Here is an 11,648-nt window from a genome sequence, read left to right on the forward strand (position 1 = left end):
AGTATACATATGTAGAGAAAAGAAGGTGGTGATAAGATGCATACAATGAATACTTTGAAACAAACTTCAGATATGACTGGGATAGGAAAAGATACTATTCTTTATTATGAAAAAATCGGACTGATTCCACCAGTTATGCGTAATGACATTGGTTATCGAATATATAATTCAGAATTTGTGGATATGCTCAACGTCATAGCTTGTCTAAAAAAAACGGGAATGTCATTAGAAAATATAAAAAAATACATGCAACTAGATACATCTGAAAGCAGATATAACATGCTTCAAGATCATCAGACAACACTAGAGCAACAAATGATAGAACTTCAAAATATAATTACGATCAAACTTAAAAAAATTAAACCTGCGAAAAAAATGGAGGAGTAAAAATGGAATCTAAAACAGTTGCGCTTGTTACAGGTGCTAATAAAGGAATCGGAAAAGCTATTGTAAAAGGTCTGGCGAAAAAAGGGATCACTGTACTACTGGGATCTAGAAATGTAGAACGTGGACTAGAAGCTGTAAATGATCTGAAAAATGATGGAGATATTCATCTACTAGAAATTGATGTGACTAATGCTGATTCTATCAAAGCAGCCTATCAAAAAATAGAGAGTATGTATGGGCATTTGGATATTCTAATTAATAATGCAGGAGTTGCAGCATCTAGAACTAAACCAGGAGAAGCAGATGTCAATGAATTTAGAACTATTTATGAAACAAATATATTTGGAGTTGTTGCGGTCACAAATGAAATGTTACCTTTAATTAGGAAATCGTTGTCTGGACGAATTGTGAATATATCTAGTTTGAGAGGATCGCTTGGTAATGAAGGAGCTTTTGTTGGACAGCCTTCGATCTCATACTCTTCTTCAAAAACTGCACTGAACGCACTAACGGTCCATTATGCTAGAGAGCTAGAAAACGAAGGCATCAAAGTAAACTCAGCAGCACCTGGTCATGTAGCAACAGATTTTAATGATTTCAAAGGTAAACGTACACCTGAACAAGGAGCTGATATTGCTATTCATCTAGCAACTCTTGATAATACAGGACCTAATGGTGGATTTTTTGATGATAATGGCATGATAGAATGGTAACTAAGTAGAAAGACATTTTTAATATATATGCCATTATGATTATTATCGGAATCTGTATAATTGAAGTGATTAACCAATTTTGATGCTAAATGAAGTATAATGATTAGTAATATATAGCAAATAGTAAAAAGGAGATCAATAGAGATGCTGATTATTTTGATGCTCGCTTGCATCATTGTAGGTTTAATGACTACACATACGTATAGGCGCAAGTCTGATATGCCTACTGCTGCAGGAAGTATACTGATGGTCGGAGGTATTTTTATACAAGGAGCTTGGAGTGAAATTACAGGATTATCTGTGTATTCTTATGCAACTTCTATCTTTGTGATCATATTGATCGCTATTTGGATTTACTTGTTACTGGGTTATATTACTTCTATTCGTAAAGATGAATTTTTTAATATACATTTGGCTGATCCGGTCGGACGATTTGCAATAGGAACATGGATTGCAGGAACATCGATTTTACTGATTACGATCTATACTTCGTTTCCATCTTCATGGGTATATGAGACCGTGTTGATCTTAGCAGTAATGACGATAGGATTATGGGTTTTCTTTATGTATTGGGTTGGTAAAAGTATGATTGATATCGCTCGAATGCAAGGTGGACGACATGTGCATGGGATTGTGTTGCTCGCGACAGTAGCTACTCAATCGATTGCGATGTTGTTGTATGATATTTTTGGACATAGTGAAGCGATGTTGATTATTTGCCGTTTGTTGATTGGTTGGGGATTGATTCTATATGTCGTGTTAGCCAGCTTAATGATCTATCGCTATGTACGTTATGCCTGGAATACAGCAGATCAGTCACAAAGCAACAATGTGATGATGTATGGAGCATTGGCTATTACAGGTGTAGCTGTTATTGAAACGTCTAGCTGGACACTGGGTGCTGTATCTATCTTATGGTGGGTGACATTAGCTATTTTACTTGTCGTGGAATGTATCGAAATGATTCGTGCTGTGATGAGAATCAGACGAAATGGTTGGAAAACAGCAGTGGGTACGTATGATGTGACTCAGTGGAGTCGAATATTTACACTCGGAATATTCAATCTATTTACATGGCGTCTTATCATGCTCAATGGAAGTGCACTTGTTACTTCATCGACATCAGCTCTACAGAGTGGAATAGTGATCATCACCGCATGGATTACCGTATTATTATTGATCTGGCAGTGTGTGCTATCGATCGAAGCCTATAGACATCGTCCTGTAGTTGCAGAAGTGCCTGTTCAAAGAATACCTCATGTACATTCTCGAAAAGTAAAATAATAGATATATACAAATAACGAATTTTCTTTGATTTTGAGAAAATTCGTTATTTTTTATCAAAATGTGATTATTTCAAATGGAATGAACGTAAATAGTGTAAATGTTTTTCTATGTTATACTTATACCAATCATTTCCAAGTACTTTTAATAGTGCTTTAGATAATCGCTCTACTACACATTTGAAATCTTATGATTGACTTGGAGTATACTCCAAGTTGTACAGTAGATGTAGCACAATTAATCTAAATCAGAAAAGAGGCTACATTCATGAGTCATGCTAAAACAGTTTTAATTACAGGAGCTAACAAAGGAATTGGTTATGAGACGGCACAACAATTAGGTCGTCAAGGGTATATTGTATTTATAGGAGCTCGTGATGAGTCTCGTGGACAGACAGCTGTAGATCAATTGTTACAACAAGGAATAGAAGCCCATTTTGTATTATTAGATGTTACTGATTCTTCAACAATCCAATCTGCTGTTCATCAGATCGAACAACAATCAGGATCATTAGATGTATTGATTAATAATGCAGGTGTGTCAATCGACGAAATGTCGCCACCTAGTCAATATAAAGTAGAAAATATGCGCAAAGTTTATGATACTAATGTATTTGCAGTCGTCGAATTAACACAACAATTATTACCTTTACTACAAAAATCTTCAGCAGGACGTATCGTCAATGTATCCAGTGGACTGGGCTCACTGACTCAGAACAGCGATCCTAATTATGAATATGCAGCGTTTAACGGACTCGCTTATTCTAGTTCTAAAGCAAGTTTGAACGCAGTAACTGTGATGTTTGCCAAAGAATTTAAAGATACCGCACTCAAAATCAATGCTGCTGATCCAGGATATACGGCTACTGACTTTAATGGTAATACAGGGCCTCGTTCCGTAGAACAAGCAGCTACGATTATTGTAAAACTTGCTACATTAGATGAAAATGGACCAACAGGACAATTTTTTGATGAAAATGGAATTGTTCCTTGGTAATATCCAATCTACATCAAGGAGATCACAATATGAGTACAATCGATAATACTGAACAATATACAACGATTAAACAGGCTTCTGAATTAACAGGTCTAAGCGAAGACACGATTCGGTATTACGAAAAATTGGGGTTATTGCCTTATGCAGATCGTCAGCCGAATGGACATCGAACGTATAATAAGCAGCAAATTCAAGGGATTATCTTTTTGACCCGCTTGAAAGCAACAGGGATGACGTTAGAACAGATGAAGCAGTATCGGGAATTAGCAGTCACCGGTGACAGTACATTAGATACAAGATTACAGATACTTAAAGAACATCATCTTAAAGTGCAGGAAAGTATTGCGCAATTACTGGAAACCCAGCGTTTTTTGGAATATACGATTGAACATTATATGGAAACAGCGCAAAATCCAGATCGAAATAGTCATGAATGTGATGCGGTCGTTAGCGAACGAATGTTAGCCCGTCATACGTAAAAGTATATTTGCATATAAAAAAAGACGTATCCTCTATGCAGAGAAGATACGTCTTTTTTATGACTTTGTCACACTCTTTCTTGTTAGTTACCTGAAGATTGATGATCTAGTCAGCTAATCGCTCAGAAAGAGTGCAATCATAGTACCATATGAAGTGTGTTGCTGTTTTACAGTTCTGCTCCATTCGTAGCAATTACATTTTTGTACCACTCGAAAGAATCTTTTTTGGAACGTTTGAGTGTACCATTACCATCGTCATCTTGATCAACATAGATAAATCCATAACGTTTAGACATTTCAGAAGTAGACATACTTACAAGGTCGATAGGGCCCCAGCTTGTGTAACCCATCAATTCTACACCGTCGGCAATCGCTTCACGCATTTGTTCGATATGTTTGCGCAAGTATTCGATACGATACGTATCATGGATAGAACCATCTTCTTCTACTTTATCAAATGCCCCCAGACCATTTTCAACGATAAATAATGGTTTTTGGTAACGATCATAGAAGTTGTTCAATGTTACACGTAGACCGATTGGATCGATCTGCCATCCCCAATCTGAAGCTTCCAAATAAGGATTTTTTACACCGCCGAATAAATTACCAGCCGCTTTGTCACCATCTGCTCCTGTAGTTACAGTGATCGACATGTAGTAGCTAAAGGAAATATAATCGACAGTATATTTTTTAAGAATTTCATCATCGCCAGCTTCTTTTTGAATCACGATATTATTTTCAGCAAAATAACGGTTCATGAATCTTGGATATTCACCACGTGCATGAACATCAGTGAAGAATAAGTTCATCTGGTTATCATGTTGCGCCTGGCGAATATCTGCTGGATTACTGCTGAACGGATATGTCTCCATACGAGCTAACATACAGCCGATTTGAGAACCTGGAATAATTTCGTGACACAATTTAGTAGCGATAGAACTAGCTACAAATTGGTGATGCAATGCTTGGTACATCGCTTGTAGTTTGTTTTCTTCGCGATCGATAACAACGCCGCCGCCTGTAAAAGCACTGATCGTCAATACGTTGATTTCGTTAAACGTTAACCAGTATTTTACTTTGTCTTTATAACGTGTAAATACCGTTTCTGCATAACGAGCAAAATGATCAACGACTTCACGATTTACCCAACCGTTATACTTTTCAGTTAAACCGAGTGGAGTCTCATAGTGAGAAAGAGTTACCAAAGGCTCTATATTATATTTACGCAACTCATCGAATACATTGTCATAGAATTGAAGACCTGCTTCATTCGGTTGCTCATCATAACCATTAGGGAAAATACGTGACCAATGAATCGAAAGGCGGAACACTTTGAAGCCCATTTCTGCAAACAAAGCAATATCTTCTTTGTAACGGTGATAAAAGTCGATACCGTCACGTTTAGGGAAACGTGCTTCAAATTCACCACTTAGAATTTGTGCAATACGTTCTGAAGAAACTTCCATAGCATGGTTGGTAATTCCGCGTTCTTCTTTTGGAATATAAGCGATCATATCCGCACTGGATAGACCTTTACCATCTACATTATATGCGCCTTCTAGTTGGTTCGCTGCTGTTGCTCCGCCCCATAAGAAGTCTTTAGGAAATCCTTGTTGTACATTCGTCATGTTCATTACCTCTTTCGTCATAGAGTATAAAATTATAATTGAGAATTATGATGATCAGGCGAAAATACCCTATAAAACAACAAAAACCTAAACAGAAAATGAAAGGAAGTCTCTACGTAAGAGTACCTTTACATCATCCATTTAGGTTTTGCCTGCATGACCAGTCACAATCCTGAGTTATTTATTTATCTTTTCTTATTGTAATACACAAGAATAGCGTTTTCAAGCACCTGCCATAAATCTAACGTGAATCTTAGACAACAGCGGTTAATAGATAGTCTTGATTGTTGACTTCGGATTCAGATGTTTTGAGTACATCTAGATAACTAGCTGCATTGGTGACAATAACAGGTGTAGACAGAACATAACCAGCGGCGCGAATCTGCTCAATATCGAATTTGAGCAACAATTGTCCTTGCTCTACAATATCGCCTTCTTTAACCATTTTCTCAAAAAATTGACCTTTCAAACGAACCGTATTCATACCGACATGAATTAACATTTCAGCGCCATCGTTAGATGTGATACCTATTGCATGTCCGGTAGGGAAAACAGTCGTTACTGTACCATTTACAGGTGAAGTCAGTAGACCTGAAGTAGGTTCTATCGCAATACCTTTACCCATAGCACCGGAAGAAAAAGCTGGATCTTCAAGTGACTCTAGTGGCATTGTTGTTCCTTGTAATGGGCTAATAATAACTTCTTTCGCAATAACAGAAGCGGTTGTTGCAGTAGTCGTAGCTGCATTTCCTGTTGGAGCAGGAGCATCATTGGCTGTAACGACTGTAGCTTCTTCTTTGAATCCAAGAATATATACCAACAGAGCAGCTAGAACAAAAGCAACTAGCAGTCCAATCACAACAGCAGCGAACCCTGTACCGATATACGTAGGAAGAGCAAGCAAACCAGGTAGAGCAAAAGCAATCGCTCTTGAGCCACCAGCACCGATAATCGCGCCACCTACAGCACCAGCGATACAAGCATAAATAAATGGTTTTTTCAATTTCAATGTAATCCCGTAAATCGTTGGTTCAGTGATCCCGAAGATTGCGGCCAGTGTAGAAGAACCGGCTAATGCTTTGGTATCTTTATTTCTTGATTTGAAAAATACACCTAAAGTTGCACCCGCTTGAGCCATAACCGCAGCTGTTAACATCGGCAACATTGGATCAAATCCATTAGCTGCAATATTTCCAAGCATAATCGGAACAAAGCCCCAGTGGACGCCGAAAATAACAAATACTTGCCAGAATGCCCCTGCGATACCACCTGCTAGAATAGGGCTCAAATTATAAATCCATGTGAATCCTGATGCTAATCCTTGACTCACTAAATGACCTACAGGACCGAATACAAGGAATGTTAGAGGAATAACAACTAACAAAGCCACCATAGGCACCAAAATATTTTTAACAGATTCATGAATAAATTTGCTTGCAAATCGTTCTACATACGATTGTACCCATACTGCCAAAATAATCGGAATAACGCTGGATGTATAGTTAACCAGTACAATCGGAATATTCAGAAAGCTTAAACTGATCCCACTATCTAATGCTGTCAAAATCGTAGGATAGACTAACGCGCCTGCAATTGCAATCGATACAAACTGATTGGTTTTGAACTTACGCGCAGATGTAACCGCCAGGAAGATCGGTAAGAAATAAAATACACTATCTGATGCTGCATTCAGAACAAGATAGGTGCCTGATGTGTTATCTAGCCAATGAAGTGCTAGAAATAAAGCGACTAATCCTTTTAATACCCCTGCACCTGCCAGAGCTCCAAGCAGAGGAGAGAAGATGCTAGAAATAATATCGACTGCTTTACCTAGTATATTGGTATCTTTATCTGTAGCCGTCGTTGATGCTTCAGTCGATTTCTCTACATCTTGCAAATTCGTTTCCGCCATAATTTTATCGTACACCTGACTAACAGAGTTGCCGATAACGACTTGAAATTGTCCGCTATTTTCGACGACTGTGATCACACCCGGTGTTTTTTCGAGCGTTGCTTTATCTGCTTTACTAGAATCTTTTAAGCTGAAGCGTAGACGTGTTGCACAATGGAATACCGAATTAACATTCGATTCTCCGCCGACCAGATTAATAATTTGTTTGGATAAATCTTGATTACTCATGATTGATAGCTCCTTTATGAATAAATACATCGATTAGTACAAGATCCTCACGACATGTTGGCCGACATGGGTGAAAGGAAAGCTTTACTGTCAATAAAAGAACAAAGAGAAATTGCCGGCGCTCTTTATTTTCTTTTATAAACAAGAAAAACCTAAACTCGTGGTGAAATAGACAGCGAACTAACGCGTCCTTTTCACCATCAGTTTAGGTTTTGCCTGCATAACCAGTCACAATCCTAATGGATGGAATGTATTTAATTATGATTGTTCTTCTTCAATCGTTGTTCGTTCGGTTACCCGGTGAATATGAATAGTGAGGTAGACATATTCATCTTTACTCAATGATTGATCGTATGTTTTTTCTAAATAATCATTGATTTTGGAGACACATTCAAATGCTTTACTATACGCTGTTTTGACTTGATTATAAAGGAATTCTTCTCCACTATAATGAATCTCTTTGCGTAACAATCGCATCGCAAAATATTGCAGATGAGTAACAAAGCGAGAATAGTTAAGTGACGATTCATCCAGTACAATGCCATAATGATAAGTCACGATATTGAGGACATGCTGTACAATCTCTGTCATTTTGATCGTAGCTTGCATTTCATTACCATCCATACGAGCATTTACAATATGAAGAGTGATAAACCCAGCTTCGTCTTCGCCTAATGAAATACCAGTACTGTCTTTGATCATCTGTAAAGCATCTTGACCGACACTGTATTCTTTTTTATAAAAGCGTTGAATCTCAAAAAGTAACGCATTTTTGATATGAAGCTGTTTCTCATAACGCTCTAATGCAAAATGAATATGATCTGTCAGTGTCAAATAAATATTATCGCTCAATGTTGTACCTAGCACCGCATTGGCATGATTTACAATTTGATTGACTAGCTCTAGATGGGAGACAGGAATCTCATTCAACAACTCGGTTAACTTGGCTGTGAATTCGTTCTCATTTAACATAAAGATTTTATCTATTTTGGTATCATCTACCGGATCACCAATCACTTTATTAAAAGAAATACCTCGACCCATTACAATAATTTCTTTGCCTTTTTGATTTTTGGTCAGTAGTACATTATTATTTAATATTTTCTCTATAATCATAATCTTCCACCTACAATTCTAAAATGAACGGGGGTTATTTTATAGAAAATATACAGCAATACATGTATATAAATATAAAAAATGCCCGAAATCATTCCAATACCATTTTTCTACAAAATGATATTACAATAATCTCAGGCATTGCCCGCTTAACCGGTCACAATCCTTTAACTAACTTTATTGTAGTATATAATAAAAGCGATTACAAGAGTGATTTGCAGATTTTTTCTAATGTTTATCCATTATTCGTCAAATCATATTATAATTGTCGTAATTTGTCTTATGTAAAAAGGATCGAGTAGTGTTATAATTAACATATTAACTATCTTAGGATAGTCAGAGGGGGTGAATACCTTGTTTGAAATGCATGATTGGATACCGTATTTATTTTCGATTGGTCTGTTAATTACAGTGAGTTATGGATATATTGCTCATCTGTATTGCGGAATCACGGAATTTTGGATCAGTAACCGGCAACTTCGTGGACATTATGATCTGCCTTTGATCATTTTCAAAACGATACATCATACACCGATAACACTGGCACGAATCATACGCCGTAAAGAAGCTCCTGATGAAGATGCAGGAGATTGCCTATCCTCGTTGAGCCATAAGCAACAACATCAACGAGGAGGAACAACATGCAATTATTCAAGGGATTCACTTTTACGGGAAAACAAGGTCGTCTTTACGGTTTAATACTAGGTTTAATGATGATGGTATTATTAGCAGGATGCGGTACCTCATCTGTACAAGAAGTCAATTCATCCACACCCGGCTTTTTTACTCATTACGTTGTCTTTCCATTAACTTATAGTATGCAGCATATTGCAACTTGGTTCGGTGGAAGTTACGGGCTGGCTATTATTACTTTGACACTGGCAGTACGGTTTGCTTTATTCCCATTAATGATGCGTCAAGCTAAAGGTCAACAAGGCATGAAGCGCAAAATGAGCATTATGCAACCTGAACTTGATCAGCTCAAAAAGAAATATGAGAATAAAACCAGTACCGAAGACAAACAAAAGCAACAACAAGAAATGATGGAGATCTACAAAAAGCATAGCTTTAATCCATTAAATATCGGTTGTCTGCCTATCTTGATTCAATTGCCTATTTTATCAGGTATGTATACAGCGATTCGTGCTACACCGGAACTGGCTTCTCATTCATTTTTGTGGTTCAAATTAGGAGAGCCTAACTGGATTATGGCGATTATTGTAGCATTACTGTATATGCTTCAAGCCAAAGTCTCACAGTATAATATGACACCTGAACAACAAAAACAATTTGCAATTATGGGGTATTTGTCTCCAATTATGATGGCATTCTTTTCATTCAGCGCACCAGCAGCGATGCCTTTATACTGGATGGTGAGTGGATCATTCTTATTAGTACAGACTTTACTATTCCGCAAAATGTATCCGAACAGTATCCCTGTTCAGACCGCACTTGAAATTGAAGTCGAACCTGAACCTGAAACGTTAGAGCCTGTAGCCATAAGTAACACAAAAGCCAAAAAACTGGCTCGCCAAGCCAATCAAAGTAAAAATAAGTCTGCAAAAGCATAACGATATGTGTTAGGTAAGATAAGATTTTACATCACAAAAGATCATCACTCTTAAAAAGAAGAGGATGATCTTTTTGATGTGATCTTGCTATAAGGGTAAAACTTGGAGAGGTTTTACACCAAAAGAGATATAGAGATAGAGAGTGAAAGACAAAGGAGAGCTATACGTATGAAGATTATTAAAATGGTGCTTCAAATTGCTGTGTTATACCTATTTTACATAATTGGAACGTTAATTCAGCAATATTTTCATTTGTTTATACCGGGCAGTGTGCTAGGAATGTTGTTATTATTTGCTTTATTAATGTTAAATGTTTTTCCTGAAAAGTGGATTCAGACAGGAGCCAATACTTTACTGTTCTATTTACCGTTGTTTTTTATCCCGGCGACAGTAGGAGTTATAGAGCATCTCGATTTATTTGCAGGTAAAGGACTATTATTGATTCTAATTGTTGTTATTAGTACATTGTTCACGATCGGAATTACAGGTTTTGTAGCGCAGTGGTTTATTACACTGGCTGATCGATCCAAATCTAATGCACAATCGCCTGCTCCTATACCTGAACACAAATTGATCTATGAAAGTAGAGATCAGCACAAATGAATATAGGTATAGCTTTATTAATGATTGTGATGACGTTGGCGTTATATGTTGTAGCTAGTCTATTGTACAAACATGTACGGATATCAATTCTAATTCCTGTACTAACAACCACTTTTATGATTGTTGTTATTTTACTACTTACGCATACTTCGTATTCTACTTATATGATCGGTGGAGAATGGATCAGTAAATTAATGGGGCCTGCTGTGGTAGCTTTAGCTTATCCGCTGTATCGACAACGACATTTGTTCAAGCAGTACGGGTTATCTATTCTGGGAAGTTCATTAATTGGTGTTGTCGTAGGAATGCTGAGCGGAGTGGGGATGGCTTTGGTATTGGGATTCAGTGAACCTTATATTATTTCTATTATTCCTAAGTCTGTTACGACACCTGTCGCTCTTCAAATTTCGAATAATTTAGGTGGAGAAGCTTCGCTTACTTCTGTCTTTGTAATGATTGCTGGCTTTACAGGGGTTATTTTGGGGCTTGGTTGCCTGAAATTATTTCGGGTTAAAAATGCGATTAGTGTCGGGATTGCTTTAGGTGTCTCATCCCATGCACTGGGAACAGCTAAAGCGTTAGAACATGGAGAAATCGCGGTCTCGATGGGATCATTAGCATTAACGATCAGTGCGATTGTGTCTTCTTTTATCGGGCCATTAATATTAGTAGCGATCTATCATTAAGTTGTTATGATGTAAATAAATAGCATAAAAGTAGTGATCTCAAAG

12 protein-coding genes are annotated in these 11,648 nt (G+C 37.3%); 9 read left to right on the forward strand and 3 right to left on the reverse strand.

The genetic code is table 11. The annotated features are described in order from the left end of the window. The first annotated feature begins 45 nt into the window (after positions 1 to 45). The 5 genes from PQ460_RS11350 (at position 46) to PQ460_RS11370 (ending at position 3,859) form a co-directional block, all read left to right on the forward strand. Positions 46 to 387: a MerR family transcriptional regulator gene (locus PQ460_RS11350; protein WP_274172758.1), complete on the forward strand. Its 342-nt coding sequence runs from the start codon at positions 46 to 48 to the stop codon at positions 385 to 387. 2 nt (positions 388 to 389) lie between these two features. Further along, complete coding sequence (locus PQ460_RS11355) at positions 390 to 1,100, forward strand: SDR family oxidoreductase (RefSeq protein ID WP_274172759.1); 711 nt, start codon at positions 390 to 392, stop codon at positions 1,098 to 1,100. Positions 1,101 to 1,244: 144 nt separating this feature from the next. After that, a complete protein-coding gene (locus PQ460_RS11360; protein WP_274172760.1) occupies positions 1,245 to 2,384 on the forward strand; it encodes an SLAC1 family transporter in 1,140 nt (379 codons plus the stop codon). 267 nt (positions 2,385 to 2,651) lie between these two features. Then, complete coding sequence (locus PQ460_RS11365) at positions 2,652 to 3,380, forward strand: SDR family oxidoreductase (protein WP_273612565.1); 729 nt, start codon at positions 2,652 to 2,654, stop codon at positions 3,378 to 3,380. A 29-nt stretch (positions 3,381 to 3,409) separates the two neighbouring features. Further along, a complete protein-coding gene (locus tag PQ460_RS11370) occupies positions 3,410 to 3,859 on the forward strand; it encodes a MerR family transcriptional regulator (protein ID WP_273612564.1) in 450 nt (149 codons plus the stop codon). Between the two features lie 167 nt (positions 3,860 to 4,026). On the opposite strand, the gene PQ460_RS11375 is transcribed toward PQ460_RS11370, so the two are convergent. The 3 genes from PQ460_RS11375 to licT all read right to left on the reverse strand — a co-directional run bounded on the left by PQ460_RS11375 (position 4,027) and on the right by licT (position 8,743). Continuing rightward, positions 4,027 to 5,487: a glycoside hydrolase family 1 protein gene (locus PQ460_RS11375; protein WP_204823925.1), complete on the reverse strand. Its 1,461-nt coding sequence runs from the start codon at positions 5,485 to 5,487 to the stop codon at positions 4,027 to 4,029. 253 nt (positions 5,488 to 5,740) lie between these two features. Beyond that, positions 5,741 to 7,627, reverse strand: coding sequence for a beta-glucoside-specific PTS transporter subunit IIABC (locus tag PQ460_RS11380; RefSeq protein WP_274172761.1), 1,887 nt, complete (start codon positions 7,625 to 7,627; stop codon positions 5,741 to 5,743). A gap of 258 nt (positions 7,628 to 7,885) precedes the next feature. Then, complete coding sequence (licT, locus tag PQ460_RS11385; protein WP_273612562.1) at positions 7,886 to 8,743, reverse strand: BglG family transcription antiterminator LicT; 858 nt, start codon at positions 8,741 to 8,743, stop codon at positions 7,886 to 7,888. A 354-nt stretch (positions 8,744 to 9,097) separates the two neighbouring features. On the opposite strand from licT, the gene PQ460_RS11390 reads away from it, so the two are divergent. The 4 genes from PQ460_RS11390 (at position 9,098) to PQ460_RS11405 (ending at position 11,603) form a co-directional block, all read left to right on the forward strand. Then, complete coding sequence (locus tag PQ460_RS11390; RefSeq protein WP_273612561.1) at positions 9,098 to 9,442, forward strand: hypothetical protein; 345 nt, start codon at positions 9,098 to 9,100, stop codon at positions 9,440 to 9,442. Continuing rightward, complete coding sequence (gene yidC, locus PQ460_RS11395) at positions 9,385 to 10,314, forward strand: membrane protein insertase YidC (protein WP_273612560.1); 930 nt, start codon at positions 9,385 to 9,387, stop codon at positions 10,312 to 10,314. The genes PQ460_RS11390 and yidC overlap by 58 nt, the downstream gene beginning before the upstream one ends. A gap of 168 nt (positions 10,315 to 10,482) precedes the next feature. Further along, positions 10,483 to 10,917, forward strand: a complete 435-nt coding sequence (locus PQ460_RS11400; protein WP_274172762.1) for a CidA/LrgA family protein — start codon at positions 10,483 to 10,485, stop codon at positions 10,915 to 10,917. Further along, complete coding sequence (locus PQ460_RS11405; protein ID WP_273612558.1) at positions 10,914 to 11,603, forward strand: LrgB family protein; 690 nt, start codon at positions 10,914 to 10,916, stop codon at positions 11,601 to 11,603. The genes PQ460_RS11400 and PQ460_RS11405 overlap by 4 nt, the downstream gene beginning before the upstream one ends. The last annotated feature ends 45 nt before the right edge of the window (positions 11,604 to 11,648 follow it).

It is taken from the genome of Paenibacillus sp. KACC 21273, assembly GCF_028736095.1.
GTDB classification, from domain to species: domain Bacteria; phylum Bacillota; class Bacilli; order Paenibacillales; family Paenibacillaceae; genus Saccharibacillus; species Saccharibacillus kyungheensis.

Bases quoted from the DNA above. Each gene is read 5' to 3' on its own strand.
- yidC (WP_273612560.1), top strand. From the start codon at position 9,385: ATGCAATTATTCAAGGGATTCACTTTTACGGGAAAACAAGGTCGTCTT.
- PQ460_RS11360 (WP_274172760.1), top strand. From the start codon at position 1,245: ATGCTGATTATTTTGATGCTCGCTTGCATCATTGTAGGTTTAATGACT.
- PQ460_RS11355 (WP_274172759.1), top strand. From the start codon at position 390: ATGGAATCTAAAACAGTTGCGCTTGTTACAGGTGCTAATAAAGGAATC.
- PQ460_RS11350 (WP_274172758.1), top strand. From the start codon at position 46: ATGAATACTTTGAAACAAACTTCAGATATGACTGGGATAGGAAAAGAT.
- PQ460_RS11405 (WP_273612558.1), top strand. From the start codon at position 10,914: ATGAATATAGGTATAGCTTTATTAATGATTGTGATGACGTTGGCGTTA.
- PQ460_RS11375 (WP_204823925.1), bottom strand. From the start codon at position 5,487: ATGACGAATGTACAACAAGGATTTCCTAAAGACTTCTTATGGGGCGGA.
- licT (WP_273612562.1), bottom strand. From the start codon at position 8,743: ATGATTATAGAGAAAATATTAAATAATAATGTACTACTGACCAAAAAT.
- PQ460_RS11370 (WP_273612564.1), top strand. From the start codon at position 3,410: ATGAGTACAATCGATAATACTGAACAATATACAACGATTAAACAGGCT.
- PQ460_RS11365 (WP_273612565.1), top strand. From the start codon at position 2,652: ATGAGTCATGCTAAAACAGTTTTAATTACAGGAGCTAACAAAGGAATT.
- PQ460_RS11400 (WP_274172762.1), top strand. From the start codon at position 10,483: ATGAAGATTATTAAAATGGTGCTTCAAATTGCTGTGTTATACCTATTT.
- PQ460_RS11380 (WP_274172761.1), bottom strand. From the start codon at position 7,627: ATGAGTAATCAAGATTTATCCAAACAAATTATTAATCTGGTCGGCGGA.